This is a genomic window from Chitinophaga dinghuensis (assembly GCF_003259435.1).
In the GTDB taxonomy this organism is placed as follows: Bacteria; Bacteroidota; Bacteroidia; order Chitinophagales; family Chitinophagaceae; genus Chitinophaga; species Chitinophaga dinghuensis.
Genome location: NZ_QLMA01000004.1, coordinates 424,819 through 439,546 on the forward strand (window position 1 = coordinate 424,819; position 14,728 = coordinate 439,546).

General features: G+C 45.9%; 11 protein-coding genes. 4 read left to right on the top strand and 7 right to left on the bottom strand.

Annotation, left to right across the window (positions count from 1 at the left end):
* Positions 1–50 precede the first annotated feature (50 nt).
* Positions 51–506 (bottom strand): 5-(carboxyamino)imidazole ribonucleotide mutase, encoded by a 456-nt coding sequence (purE, locus tag CLV59_RS13855; protein ID WP_111592916.1) that lies wholly within the window; start codon positions 504–506, stop codon positions 51–53.
* A gap of 263 nt (positions 507–769) precedes the next feature.
* On the opposite strand from purE, the gene CLV59_RS13860 reads away from it, so the two are divergent.
* The gene (locus tag CLV59_RS13860) at positions 770–3,418 is read left to right on the top strand and encodes a PAS domain-containing sensor histidine kinase (protein WP_111592639.1); all 2,649 of its coding nucleotides are present in this window, start codon (positions 770–772) and stop codon (positions 3,416–3,418) included.
* A gap of 9 nt (positions 3,419–3,427) precedes the next feature.
* The gene (locus CLV59_RS13865; protein WP_111592640.1) at positions 3,428–3,817 is read left to right on the top strand and encodes a response regulator; all 390 of its coding nucleotides are present in this window, start codon (positions 3,428–3,430) and stop codon (positions 3,815–3,817) included.
* Here CLV59_RS13865 and rpe read toward each other — a convergent pair.
* The 5 genes from rpe to thrA form a co-directional block, all read right to left on the bottom strand.
* Entirely contained in the window at positions 3,803–4,486 is a 684-nt protein-coding gene (rpe, locus tag CLV59_RS13870) for a ribulose-phosphate 3-epimerase (RefSeq protein ID WP_245950867.1), read from the bottom strand. The genes CLV59_RS13865 and rpe overlap by 15 nt on opposite strands.
* 34 nt (positions 4,487–4,520) lie before the next feature.
* The gene (locus CLV59_RS13875) at positions 4,521–5,534 is read right to left on the bottom strand and encodes a tetratricopeptide repeat protein (protein WP_111592642.1); all 1,014 of its coding nucleotides are present in this window, start codon (positions 5,532–5,534) and stop codon (positions 4,521–4,523) included.
* An 11-nt stretch (positions 5,535–5,545) separates the two neighbouring features.
* On the bottom strand, positions 5,546–6,871 hold the full coding sequence (gene thrC, locus CLV59_RS13880) for a threonine synthase (RefSeq protein ID WP_111592643.1): 1,326 nt from the start codon (positions 6,869–6,871) through the stop codon (positions 5,546–5,548).
* Positions 6,872–6,890: 19 nt separating this feature from the next.
* A complete protein-coding gene (locus tag CLV59_RS13885; RefSeq protein WP_111592917.1) occupies positions 6,891–7,817 on the bottom strand; it encodes a homoserine kinase in 927 nt (308 codons plus the stop codon).
* Positions 7,818–7,881: 64 nt separating this feature from the next.
* Positions 7,882–10,323 carry a bifunctional aspartate kinase/homoserine dehydrogenase I gene (thrA, locus tag CLV59_RS13890; protein WP_111592644.1) on the bottom strand — a complete coding sequence of 814 codons (2,442 nt, stop codon included), beginning with the start codon at positions 10,321–10,323 and terminating at the stop codon, positions 7,882–7,884.
* Positions 10,324–11,191: 868 nt separating this feature from the next.
* On the opposite strand from thrA, the gene CLV59_RS13900 reads away from it, so the two are divergent.
* Positions 11,192–12,349: a homogentisate 1,2-dioxygenase gene (locus tag CLV59_RS13900; protein ID WP_111592646.1), complete on the top strand. Its 1,158-nt coding sequence runs from the start codon at positions 11,192–11,194 to the stop codon at positions 12,347–12,349.
* 94 nt (positions 12,350–12,443) lie between these two features.
* Positions 12,444–13,574: a 4-hydroxyphenylpyruvate dioxygenase gene (gene hppD, locus CLV59_RS13905; RefSeq protein WP_111592647.1), complete on the top strand. Its 1,131-nt coding sequence runs from the start codon at positions 12,444–12,446 to the stop codon at positions 13,572–13,574.
* 126 nt (positions 13,575–13,700) lie between these two features.
* Here hppD and CLV59_RS13910 read toward each other — a convergent pair whose 3' ends face one another.
* The gene (locus tag CLV59_RS13910) at positions 13,701–14,390 is read right to left on the bottom strand and encodes a VIT1/CCC1 transporter family protein (RefSeq protein WP_111592648.1); all 690 of its coding nucleotides are present in this window, start codon (positions 14,388–14,390) and stop codon (positions 13,701–13,703) included.
* Between the last annotated feature and the right edge of the window lie 338 nt (positions 14,391–14,728).

The following is a 14,728-nucleotide window of genomic DNA, read 5'->3' on the forward strand; positions in this document are numbered from 1 at the left end:
AATATATTTAATTCTTACGCAACCTGGATAGCAATCTTGTTAAGCTAACACTAAATTCTATAACCGTTCTGCTTAAACGCTTCAACTTTTGCAGCAACAGCCGGAATACTCAGTGCCAGGATACGTGCAGCCAGTACAGCAGCATTGCGTGCGCCAGCTTTACCTACTGCCAGTGTTCCTACCGGTAAACCTGCAGGCATCTGTACAATTGAATACAAAGCGTCAACGCCACCTGGTAAACCACCTTCCAAAGGTACTCCCAGTACTGGCAATGAAGTGTAAGCAGAAACCACGCCTGGTAAAGCAGCAGCCATACCCGCAGCAGCAATTACTGCACCAAAACCTTTCTCCTGGGCTGTAATGCACAGTTCTCTAACCTTGTCAGGATTACGGTGTGCAGATGCAACGATCATGTCGCTCTCAATACCGAAAAACTGTAAATACTTCTGAGATTCTTCCATTACTGGTTTGTCACTCTCAGAACCCATGATAATCAAAACTTTCATATAACTGGTTTTATAGATTTTTTTCCTGGGCACGAAGATATAACCCGTTTGACTATTTCTGCAAATCGAAAAATCCACAAATCGTGGATAAACATTTAAACACTACCCCAATTTCCCGCTTCCATACTGGATAAAATCACGTCTGAACTAAATTGCCGGCAACAAACATTTTCCCTACATTTATGGAATTTAAAAGATTTTTTCCCGGATTATAGCTATTTTGGTCCTTTGCAGACCACAACGATATTAAGTTACGCTATCATATGAACATAGCTATGCTGGATCAACATTACCGGCATCTACAACACCTGGAAGCCGCGATTAATGCCTGCTCACTATCAGTTTCAGTGAATGCAGACGGTACAATCGCTTCTGTGAACAGTTTGATGTTGATTGCACTTCAGCTACCCGCATCAGCCATAGAAGGCCAACACTTTGAAACAATCCTGCTTCCGGCCAATCGGGAACAGTGGGACAATATTTGCCTGAAAATTAAGGAAGGACTAGCAGTACGCGAACAAATAGGTTTCCTCATCAACGGTATCAGACCCCTCTGGATCGAAGCAGGCTTCAGCCCTGTAATGGCCGAAAATGGCGCTATGGAACAATTCCTCATTATCGGCCTGGACATCACGGAACGTAAACAGTCAGAGCTCCGCATCCAGGAAGATGAAAAATATTTCCGCCAGATACTAGAAAACTTGCCCATTGGTCTCCAGCAATTCTCTACGGAAGGCCTCAGCATGGAAATGAACAGCCGCCAACGCGAAATATGGGGACAAGACCACCCTTTCCTCCGCAACCCGGATTATAACTGGTTACAAGACCCGCTATATCGTATCAACGGCCTGTCAAAACTCTTTGAAGACGTTCGCGAAGGCCGCGATACCCTGAAAAGAGAAGTCCTGCTCAACTACTCAGAGAAAAATTACGATGGCATCACCCGCATTTATCCTGTATACTTTGAAGCGACGATCTTCCCAGTAGTGGACAAGCTGTCCAATATGACCAATATCTTCCTCATCCTGGACGATATCACAGAAAAGAAACTCGCCGAAATCAGTCTCCAGAAAAGCGAACGCCTCCTCGACAATATCATCGAAAACTTACCAATCGGCTATATCCAGTTTGATAACTTCGGCTTTATCCGCCGTATCAATCAAACCCAACGCAATTTCTTTAATTCGCCACATCCCGCTGCACGCCGTCAGTTCAACGTAATGAATGATGAGTTTGCCAACCTGTTCGAACTGGACGATCTCTTCCAACAGGCATTACATGAAAACAGAGCGCTGCGCGTAGAGAAAAAAGTAGATTTCACTAAAGATGAACGATGGACCTCCATCGGCCGCGAAGTATTCCTGGACCTGACTGTATTCCCTGTCGTAAATCCGGTAGACAAAGAACTCATTGTAGTAGCCCTGGTAAATGATATCACAGATAAGAAAACACAGGAACTGGAAAATATCAAAAACCAGGAATTCCTCTTACAGACAGGTCAAATAGGTAAAATCGGCGGTTGGGAACTGGAAGTAACCACCGGTAATATCCGATGGTCGGACCAGGCCTGCCGTATCCACGGTTGTAGCGCACAAGTAGCTATTTCACTGGAAGATGTGTTGTCTTTCTATACTATTGAATCAAAACTATTACTCAGTCATCATATCGACCTCTGTATCCGCACAGGCAAACCATTTGATGTGCAACTTACGATTGCGTTGCAAGACAGTACCACCAGGCGTATCCGTTATATCGGACAGTCGGATGCCGTTTCCGATCAACCGCAACGACTCTACGGGGTAGTGCAGGATATCACTGAACAATCCGCCATCCGCGAAGCGCTCAGCAGAAATACAGAGCTGATGCGCCTCTTCTTCGATACGATGGATATGGGGTACGTGGCCATGGAACCAGATGGCCAACTCAACTTCCTCAACCAGAAGGCGGAAAAAATGATCGGCCGCAAGGCACTGACAGGCAGCAATATCTTCGAAGTATTCCCGAAATTAAGCGGAACAGTATTCTACGCGCGTTTACAGGAATGCATCCGGCATAATACCTCGCAGTCGTTCGGCATCTACTTCCCGCTGCAAGACAAATGGTATGATTTCCTGCTGACACCCATGCAGGACGGCGGTATTTCCGTATTCATCCGGGATATCACCGAAAGCCGGAAAATGCAGAAGGAACTGCGCAAAGCCAATGAACAACTCTCCAATCTCAATAAAAACCTGCTGAACCAAAATAAGCAGCTGGAAGATTTCGCACATATCACTTCGCATAACCTGCGCGCGCCTATTGCGAACCTCAAAGCGCTCATGCAGATGCATAACGAAGCCGCTTCCTACCAGGAACGGGAACTCTATCTGGGTATGCTCCATGAGGTCATCAAGAAAATTGATGAAACCCTCAACGACCTGGTAGAAGTAATCCAGATCCGCAAGGATGTAAATGTAGAGAAGGAAAAACTCTTCTTTGCAGACAGGTTACAGAAAGTAAAGGATATTCTCCTGGTAGATATTGAAACCAGTCATATCCGCATTACGGCAGATTTTGAAAAGGCGCCGTCCCTGGAATATTCCAAAGTGTATCTCGACAGTATCCTCCAGAACTTCATCACAAACGCCATCCGTTATCGCTCGCCGGAACGTACTCCGGCAGTTCACCTGCAAACCTGGTTGGAAAACGATAACATTTTTATGACGGTGGAAGATAACGGCGTAGGGATCGATATGGAGCGTTTTGGAAACAAACTTTTCGGCTTCAGAAAGACGTTTCACAAGAATAAAGATGCAAAGGGAATAGGCCTGTTTATTACCAAAACACAGGTGGAAGCAATGGGCGGAAGCATCAAGGCAGAAAGTAAGCCAGGTCAGGGAACAAAATTTATTATTACTTTTAGGCCTGAATAATATGCTTATATGAACCTGATCAATATGATTTTTATTGTGGATGATGACCCTATTCACCAGCAGATCGCCAAAATTATGATTGAGCGACAGGGTATAAGCAACAATATTCGTGTATTCTCTGATGCCCAGGAAGTACTGGACTATTTCAGAGAAAACACGAATGTGGCAGACGCCCTTCCGGATTTGATCCTATTGGATTTGAATATGCCGGTAATGGATGGTTGGGAGTTCCTGGATGAATATGCAGGATTCCAAACATCTTTGCCGAAACAGGTGAAGATATTTGTTCTAACTTCCAGTATAGATGAGAAAGACAAAGAACGTGTACGTAGTTATAAGTTTGTAAGTGGTTATCTTACCAAGCCTCTGTCAAAGGAAATTATATCACATCTTTCCTAAACCTGCCATAGCCGCGGATTTTAGTCCGCTGATTGTCTGTTCGGGATTCTCTGATGCAAATACAGCACTTCCAGCTACCAATACATTTGCGCCTGCTTGAATAAGTTGGCCGGCATTTTCTGCGCTGATACCGCCATCTACCTCAATGAGGGCATGCCCGTTATTGTCGTTGATCAGCTGGCGTAGCTGCGCAATCTTGTGGTAAGTTTGTTCAATGAAGGTTTGTCCGCCAAAACCCGGATTCACACTCATAATCAGTACCAGGTCCAGGTCGCGGATCACGTTTTCCAGCAATCCTACCGGCGTATGTGGATTCAGGGCCACACCAGCTTTCATACCCAGGTGTTTAATTTGCTGGATATTTCTATGCAGATGAGGACAGGCTTCATAATGTACGGTGAGTATATCCGCGCCCGCATTTTTGAAGGCTTCGGCATATTTCTCCGGCTCTTCAATCATCAAATGCACATCGCAGATTTTATTGGTGGCTTTTCTGATCTGTGAAATGACCGGCAGGCCGAAACTGATATTCGGTACAAATCGTCCGTCCATCACATCCAGGTGAAACCAATCGGCCTCACTACGGTTGAGCATATCCGCTTCTTTTCCCAGTTCCAGGAAATTCGCTGCCAACAGAGATGGCGCAATTAATACAGGTTTTTTTTCCAAAGGCATTTATTTTGTTCTCTGTAAAAGTAAGTAATTACTTGCTCAGTCGCTTGATGGCTTCTTTCGCTTCTTTATAGTCCTTCCTGAAGGAAGATGCTTTGATATAATCTTCCAGCGCCATATCCTTTTTACCCAACTGCTCCTGGCTCAGCGCCCGTTGATAATAGGCCAAAGCGTCTGTAGGGGCTGTTTTAACTGCCATGTTGTAAAAAGTATAGGCGTCTTTCCAGTTTTTATTATTTCGGTAGATATCACCCAACGCCATGTACGGGGCTTCATAGCCTGGATCGGAGACGACACATTTGCGGTAGGAGGCTATTGCGGCATCCTGTTGCTGCATCTGTTCCTGGAACCGGCCTGCATAATACATAGGTTCCGCATTGGTGGAGTCTAACTTCCATGCCTGTACGTAATATTGCAAGGCATCGGGATGCCGTTGCGTACTGAGCAGGTCCGCCAGTTCCATCAGGGCGTCGTACTCCGGATGGTCTCCGGCTACTGTCATTGCCTGACGGAGATATCGGATAGTAGCAACGGTATCCTTATGGTCCACTGCTATCCTGGCTTTCAGGTAGAAGGCCTGATCCGCGCCTTCGCCGGATTTGGGCAGGAGGTCAGCGAGACTGTCGGCACTGGCATATTGTTTCATTTCCACCATAGCGGTGGCCAGCTTGTATTGTAGGAAAGGGTAATTGGGGGAGGTTTGCAGCGCTCTGGTGAACAGCTGCGCAGCAGTAGCGTGATTACCCGCTACCAGTGCCGCTTCTCCGGCGCAAGCCCAGTAATCTGTATTAGAGGAATCCAGTTTGGCTGCCTGTTCAAAATCTTTCAATGCCATATCCGGATGCGTATTGAAGAGCAGCAGGCCACGACGGTAAAATAACGCGTGTTGCTGTGGAAATTGTTGCAGGGAATCGGTAACAGCTCGAACGATATCACTATACAAAACGGAATCGGCAGATGCAGCCTGGTGCTGGTTGGCTGGCTGCGACGAATGATTGCAGGCGCCCACTGCCAGCCCCAGGACAAGGATAGTTAGTTTTCTCATACAGCGCCAAGTTAATGGCTTAATTCTGAATTCCGAAATTCTAAATGCATTAAAGTCTTCTTTACCACCTGGTAATCAGCCGCCACCACAATGGAAGATTTTTCCTTACCGTATAACGACATCACTTTGGATGGAGTATGAATGTCGTCCCGGATATTTTTGGGAGCAGTGTCCTCAAACTTCACCGGGTGTGCTGTTTCCAGGAATACGCCGGTGATATCCGGATCTTCCGCCAGGTACTTTTGCAAACCCAGGTAGCCAACTGCTCCGTGCGGATCTAGCATGTAATGCGATTCTTTCCACACTCTTTCCATGACGCGGGCGGTTTCTTTATCATTGAAACTATAGGAACTCATACTGGCAGCGAGTTGTGGGAAGTTCTTGCCGTACAACTCCAGTATGCGGACAAAGTTACTCGGGTCCGCCACGTCCATAGCATTTGATAAAGTAGGTACAGCGCGTCCTGGTTCATATTTGCCGCTTTGCATAAAGCGGGGAATAGTATCATTGACATTCGTGGCTGCAATGAAATGCGCTACTGGCAATCCAATAGCTGCGGCCATCATGCCCGCACAGATATTTCCAAAGTTGCCGCTGGGTACAGAGAATACAATATTCGGATGCGCCGCTTTCATCTGTTTGTATGCGATGAAGTAGTAGAACATCTGCGGCAGCCAACGGGCAACGTTGATAGAGTTTGCTGAAGTCAACGGGCGTTTGGCCTGTAATTCCTGATCCAGGAATGCTGTTTTAACAATGCGCTGGCAATCGTCGAAGGTACCTAATACTTCCAGTGCCTGGATATTGCCGCCCAGACTAGTCAGCTGTTTTTCCTGGAGGGTGCTGACCATTCGGGAAGGGTAGAGGATCACTACTTCCACACCGGGCACATTATAGAAACCACTGGCCACCGCAGCGCCTGTATCGCCGGAAGTGGCTACCAGTACAGTTACTGGTTTCTTCGCGTTGCGTCGGAAGTGTCCCAGGCAGCCTGCCATAAAACGGGCGCCTACATCTTTAAATGCGAGGGTAGGGCCGTGGAAAAGTTCCAGCGCATAGGAAGCGCGGGAAACCTTTTGAATGGGAAAGGGAAAGTGTAATGTTGCAGCTACTATCTCCCGTAATTTATCTTCAGGTATTTCATCTCCCACAAATGCTTTAATCACCTGATAGCCTATTTCCTGATCGCTGTATTGATGGATGTTTTCCAGGAAAGCGGCATCCAGCTGGGGAATGGTTTCCGGGAAATACAAACCTTTATCCGGGGCCATGCCTTCTGTCACTGCTGTTTCAAAGGATACTTTATATTCCGGATTGTGCAAGCTATAGTATTGCATAATGCATTCATTAAATTAGTTAGTCAATCACTTTTACTCCCGCAGTGTTGATTTGGGAAACATATATTTTATAATCTACGCCCAGTGGAGCATACACTTTATCCATCATCTCCGCTACATTGCGGGCGTTGGCTTCTCCTTTACTCAGCATAAATACAGAAGGTCCGGAACCGCTGATTCCTCCGCCCAGTGCGCCTGCTTCTTTACATTTTATTTTCAGTTCATGGAAAGCAGGTATCAGGATGCTGCGAACGGGTTCTACGATCACGTCTTCCAGGGAGCGACTGATCAGCTCATAATCTTCCTGGAAGAGGCCTGCCACCAGTGCGCCTACGTTGCCCCATTGGCGGATCGCGTCTGTCATGAGGACTTTTTGTTTCAGAATTTCTCTGGCATCGGAGGTTTTTACTTCTATTTGTGGATGTATTACCGTTACCCATAGTTCAGCAGGAGAGTGGAGGGTAATAATATCCAGTGGCCGATAACTGCGCACCATTGTGAAACCGCCCAGTATGGCTGGCGCCACGTTGTCGGCATGCGCAGATCCGGAGGCCAGTCTTTCCCCTTCCATGGCGAAGCGTACGAGTTGCTTTCGCGTGAAAGGTTCGCCCAGCAGGTGATTAACACCTACTACCGCACCGGCACTGCTGGCGGCGCTGGAGCCAATGCCGCTGCCGGGATGTATATGTTTGAAGATTTCTATTTCGATACCGGTATCCGGTTGATCGTATTTTTGTAGCAGGGCTTGTACTGCCACGCCGGCAACATTTTTGGCGGGGTCCAATGGCAGCTCTGCGCCATGTACAGCCGTAATGCGGATGCCGGGTTCCTTGCTCCTGCGCAGAATCATTTCATCGCCGGGCGCGTCCATGGCCAGTCCTATTACATCAAAGCCGCAGGCAACATTCGCAACAGTGCCGGGAGCAAATACTTTAATACAATCCATATAATTCATTTAATGCTTGAAATTTAGGAACGGTGAATGCAGTCAGAAGGATAACGAAGATGAATTATCGCGCGCTTCTGATGATGTCAGCAAATATGCCCGAGGCGGTCACGTCTGCGCCAGCGCCTGCTCCTTTCACGATCAGTGGCTGTTCACGATATCTGCTGGTGGTATATAAAACGATGTTATCTTTTCCTTCCAGGTTATAGAACGGATGATCAGGCGACACGCATTGGAGTCCTACAGAAGCTTTTCCTTCTTCATAACGGGCTACGAATTTAAGTCGCTTCCCTGCAGCCACTGCGTTACTGAGTAATTGCCCGAAATGAGGAGCGTGTACATCCAGTTGTTCGTAGAAGTCCGCCACAGAAGGGGCATTCAGGCATTCATCCGGCAAAAACAGATTGTTGGTGATATCATTCATTTCCATTTTTGCACCGCTTTCTCTTGCCAGAATGAGGATTTTACGCATAACATCCACACCGCTGAGATCTATGCGTGGATCTGGTTCTGTGTATCCTTCATCTTGTGCGGCCTGCACTACATTTCGGAAGCTCGCGCCATTCACAAAATGGTTGAAAACAAAATTCAGACTGCCGCTCAAAACCGCTTCAATACTATGTATGCGGTCGCCGCTACGGATCAGATCATTTAGTGTATTGATGACCGGTAGTCCGGCTCCTACGTTTGTTTCAAACAGGAAGGAGGCATTGTAACTACGTGCCAGTTCTTTCAGTTGTTTGTAATAGTGGTAGTCAGACGAACAGGCAATCTTGTTACAGGTTACCACAGAAATACCATGCTGGAGAAACTCATGGTAGGTTTTCGCTACCTCTCCGCTGGCGGTATTATCAACAAATACGCTGTTGCGAAGGTTGAGTGATTTTATTCTTTCGATAAACTGCTTCATATCGCTGGCATCGCCCTGTGGGAGCTGTTCCCGCCAGTCGCTCAGTTTAATACCGTATTCGCTGAACAGCATATTTTTGCTGTTGGCCACGCCGGCTACACGAATCTGTAAGCCCAGTTCTTCCTGTAGGTAGGCCTGTTGTTGTTGCAGTTGTTCCAGTAATTTACTGCCCACATTGCCTACTCCTGCGATGAAGAGGTTTACTTGTTTCAGGGGTTTCTCAAAGAAAGCCTCATGTATCAGGTTCAGCGCTTTTTTCACATCGCTTTTATTGATGACAGTAGAGATATTCTTTTCTGTTGAACCCTGTGCGATGGCACGGATGTTCACCCCATTACGACCCAGGGTGGCGAATAGTTTACCGCTGGTGCCGTGATGGTTTTTCATTTTGTCGCCCACCACAGCCACAATGCAGAGGTCTTTTTCCACGATGAGCGGATCTATTTTCTTCTCGTGTATTTCTTGTGCGAACTCTTCGTCTACAGTGGTTTTGGCGCGGAGCATATCGCTCTCGTGTATGCCCACGGTAATAGAGTGTTCAGAAGAACTTTGGGTGATCAGGATAACGTTGATGCGTTCCCGTAAGAGCGCTTCGAAAAGTCGTTTTGAGAAGCCTGGAATCCCTACCATGCCGCTACCTTCCAATGTGAGCAGGGCAATATGTTGTATGCCGGAGATACCTGTTACCGGGAAATTGCGTTCAGTGCTGTCTTGTATGAGGGTACCGTGATCTTCCGGTGCAAAGGTATTTTTGATCCATACTGGTATTCGTTTATCCATGACCGGTTGGATGGTAGGTGGGTAGATGACTTTCGCTCCGAAGTGCGATAGTTCCATTGCTTCTTCGTAGGAGATATGGGAGATGGGAATGGCCTGACTAACCATTCTTGGATCTGCGGTCATCATACCGCTGACGTCTGTCCAGATGTCGAGTACGCTGGCATTTACCGCGGCAGCGATGATGGCGGCGGTGTAATCAGATCCGCCTCTGCCGAGGGTAGTGGTTTCGCCATCAGGGGAGGACGCGACAAAGCCGGGAAAAACGGTGTAATCTGCGTTGGAGGCTTCCTGCCAGGCATTTATATTATGATTGGTGCCAACGAAATTTACGGCGGCATGACCAAAGGTATTGTCTGTTACAATGAGTTCGCGACTGTCTTTACAGGTGGCGTTGAGGCCTTCCTGTTTCAGTTTTTCCGCTACGATATAGCAGGAGATGAGTTCTCCGTAGCTCATGATTTTGTCCAGGGAGCGGGCGCTGAGTTCTCCTACCTGAAATATGCCATCGCAGAGGTTTTCCAGCGCGTTGAGTTTCTTTTTCAGCTGACTGATCTGACCACTTTGTGCAGTGATGGGGAACAACTCACGGATGGCGGTGAGGTGACGTTGTTCAATTTCCTGTAGTACTGATTTATAATCTTCTTTGCCAGCGCCTGCGAGTTGGCCGCAACTGATGAGTTTATCGGTCACACCACCCATTGCGGAAACCACGATGGCATACTTTCCAGCCGGTTTATGTTGTTTCAGTATCTGGCAAACCTGTTCTATTGCTTTGGAGCTACCAACGGATGTACCGCCGAATTTTAAAACTTGCATATTAAATAAAGTTTATACGTAGAAATAGTCCGATCCTTCCGGTTGTATACCACTTTCTCAGTGGTCATTGGATGATATGTGAAATTTAACCCCGCACTGGGGTTGTAATAATTGTGGACGTGATAATAGTGCTCATGCATTCCCGTTGGGAGGTGGGAGTGAAGGAGAGATGATATGTAAATTTCTGTAGCACTATTACTGTTTTGTGACGATTGTGTTACAAAAGTCTATCTTTTCGCCTGTAAATAAAAGTGCAGTCTGGATATTTATGAAAATTTCAATTGAAGCCTTATTTTTTGAAAATATTTCTTTTAAATGGCTTTGATTTTGAAAATTGTAATGATTAATTGCTGTATTGATGTAAGTTTTATACCTGCTTGCTCTTCTGGTGAATGTATTTTATTCATAATTCAATGACAATACAGTGACATTGCATAGTGTTTGGGAACGAATTCAGCCAAAGAATTTGTCATCTAAGGAAAAAATTGGATTAATATAAAATATCATTAACTTTAGCTGGTAAAATCAAAAGAACTGCATTGCCGGAATTATTAAAATATACTTCCAATAGTCAGCTTCGCTACTATTTTCTCATGGCCACCCTCGCCATGGATTCGGCTATTGCATAATACTTGTCTATCACCTGTAAAAACAGGCTTTCCGTTATTTATTGGCGTAACTTTGTAGCAGCTTTTAATTCTACTGCTTCCCAGTTCATACTTTTTCCAGCTGCAGCTCCTTGTGGGTCTGCCGGCTGCGAGCAGCAACCCGGTAAATTTCTTCGCCTGTAGACTGGCACTTATCACAACAGCATTTATTTTTTCGGATACATACACCAAAACAATCCTATTCATTCAATATTCCAGTTATGCCACATTATCATAAACTTGGACAAATTCCGCACAAACGTCATACGCAGTTCCGTAAGCCGGATGGCGGATTGTACTCGGAGCAGCTGTTCTCAACGGAAGGCTTTTCTTCCCACTCTACCTTGTTGTATCATTGTCATCCGCCTACCGAAATTGTGAAAGTAGATGAGCCCTACAGCGTGGCGCCAAAAGTGGCAGAAGAGAAAATGCTGAAACATCGCAGCTTCCAGGGATTTAATATTCAGCCGGAAGACGACTTCCTGAAGAGCCGGAAAGCGGTGCTCGTCAACAACGATCTGCATATCGTACTGGCCGCTCCCCGTCAGAGCATGTCTGATTACTTCTACAAAAATGCCGATGCCGATGAAATGATATTCATCCATGAGGGTACAGGTACACTGAAAACCCAATACGGACAACTGAAATTCGGTTATGGTGATTATCTGGTCATTCCAAGAGGGACCATTTATCAGATCCATTTTGATACGCCGGACAACAGACTCTTCATCGTAGAATCGTTTAGTCCTATCCGTTATCCGAAGCGTTATCTCTCTAAATATGGCCAGTTACTGGAACATTCACCCTACTGCGAAAGAGATATCCGCCAACCGGAAAACCTGGAAACAATTGACCAGGACGGCGACTTTGTGATCAATATCAAGAAGAAAGGAGTGATGTATCCTATTCACTACAAACATCATCCATTTGATGTAGTAGGCTGGGATGGTTGCGAGTATCCATTCGCGTTCTCTATCCACGATTTTGAACCCATCACCGGCAGAGTACATCAGCCGCCTCCAGTGCATCAAACCTTTGAAGGAACCAATTTCGTAGTATGTTCTTTCTGTCCTCGTTTGTTCGACTATCATCCGCAAGCCATTCCTGCGCCTTACAATCATAGTAATATTGATAGCGACGAGGTATTATATTATGTAGATGGCGACTTCATGAGCCGTAAACATGTTACCAGAGGTATGATTACCCTGCACCCCGCCGGTATTCCGCATGGCCCGCATCCAGGCGCCGTAGAAAAGAGTATCGGAGCTAAAGAAACTAAAGAACTGGCCGTAATGGTAGACACCTTTCATCCATTGCAGATCACTGAAGCTGCATTGGGTATTGAGGATGGCTCCTATGTTATGAGCTGGGCAGAATAATACAAAACCAACCGGATTACAACAAAATTTCAGAAGGTTACAACAACATCTCAGAAGGTTACAACAAAATCTTAAAACCACTTAATTGAAAGTTATGGAAACAGCTACAGTAAACACTTCCAACAAAACAGGTCAGCAGGATTTTCTGCCGCTCAACGGAACTGATTATGTAGAATTTTATGTAGGCAATGCCAAACAGGCTGCTCACTATTATAAAACAGCATTCGGTTTTCAGTCTGTCGCTTATGCAGGCCCTGAAACTGGCGTCAGAGACCGCGTGTCTTACGTACTGGTGCAAAATAAACTGCGCTTTGTGCTGACTTCCCCACTGCATCCGGATAATCCGATTGCTGAGCATATCAATCAACATGGCGATGGCGTTAAAGTACTGGCGCTGTGGGTAGATGATGCCCGCGCTGCTTTCGAAGAAACTGTGAAACGCGGCGGTAAACCATATATGGAGCCAGTAGTCGAAAAAGATGAGTTCGGAGAAGTAGTACGTAGTGGAATTCATACGTATGGAGACACGGTTCATATTTTCGTAGAGCGTAAAAATTACAACGGCGCGTTTCTTCCTGGCTATAAAGAATGGAAATCTGCCTATAACCCTACTGATACCGGTCTTCAATATGTAGACCATTGCGTAGGTAACGTAGGTTGGAACCAGATGAACACCTGGGTTACCTTCTATGAAGAAGTGATGGGCTTTAAAAACCTCATTTCCTTCGATGATAATGATATTTCCACTGAATATTCCGCACTCATGAGTAAAGTAATGAGTAATGGTAACGGTCGCGTGAAATTCCCTATCAACGAACCCGCAGAAGGTAAGAAGAAATCCCAGATTGAAGAATACCTGGATTTCTACAACGGCGCCGGCGTACAACATGTGGCTATCGCTACCAACGATATCGTGAAAACGGTAGACGAACTTCAGGCCCGAGGCGTAGAATTCCTGACAGTTCCTTCTTCTTACTATGAAACATTATTGGAAAGAGTAGGTAAAATTGACGAGGAAATTGCACCACTGCAACGTCTGGGTATCCTGGTAGACAGAGATGACGAAGGTTATCTGCTGCAAATCTTCACCAAACCTATCCAGGATCGTCCTACGGTGTTCTTTGAAATTATCCAGCGTAAAGGCGCTCAGTCTTTCGGAAAGGGTAACTTCAAAGCATTGTTTGAATCTATTGAAAGAGAACAGGCCCTCCGCGGTAACCTGTAAATTGAAGCTATATTAAAAGGAAGAGATGGACGTCAGCGACGTCCATCTCTTCCTTTTTTTGTGGTTGCTGGCGTACCAAAACAACAGCCAAGGGCATTCAGTGCTTTGTTGTGTTCCTGGTATTGTTTATCCGCCTATCAGGCGCGCTATACCAAATGCGCATCCTGCTGCAATGGTGCCTATAACAGCTACACGAATTCCTCCCAGTACAGGATTTAACCCAGTAAGTCGGCTTTTAAAATACCCGAATACAAAGAGGCAGATAATCGTAATGAGAGCGGAGATTTTGAGTCCTTCCAATCCGCTGCCGACAAAGAAATACGGTGATAATGGGATTAATCCTCCAATGATATAGGAGATCCCGATGTTGAGGGCGCTTTTGGTGGCTCTGCGGGCATCTGGCTTTTCAAGGCCCAGCTCGTATTTCATCATGAAATCGGCCCAGCGGTCTTTGTCTGTAATCAGCTCTGCCGCCGCCTGTTGTTGAAGTTCCCTGCTCAGACCCAGTTCTGCAAAGAAGAATTCCACTTCTTCCCGTTCTTTTTCCGGTACGGTTTCTATCTCCTCATATTCTCTTTTTAATTCGCTGTTGTAATGGTCTTGTTCCGTTTTTCCTGCCAGGTATCCTCCCAGTCCCATAGCGATGGAGCCTGCAGCAATTTCTGCGAGACCGGCTATCACGATAAGGTTGACATCCTTCACGGCCCCGCTGAGGCCGGCTGCCAGTGCAAAGGGAACGGTGAGTCCGTCGGACATACCGATGACAATATCGCGGAGCAGTTCGGACCCTGTAAAATGTTTTTCCTGATGTGTCATATAATGTAGCGATTTGAAATACTGAAGCTGGGAAATAGTAGCACAAAAGTAAATGTACCCCTTTAAATATTAATAAAGATTAATGCAACAAATATGCATTTTTATTGCATGTGTACTTCGGGGTCCTGCCATTTTACCGCAGTAGGTGGTGAAAGAAATTTAAATCATAAGTAGATGATATACAGTGATTTGTAAAGGTATTATTGATTTAACGAAATTATATTGCAGTGGCTAAATCCGTAAGAAGTTGGTTTTCGTAAATGCTGTGCCGACTGTGGCCAACTTACTTGAGTATTCTTACCGGAGTAATTTAAATTATTTATTTTCGTAATATTTTA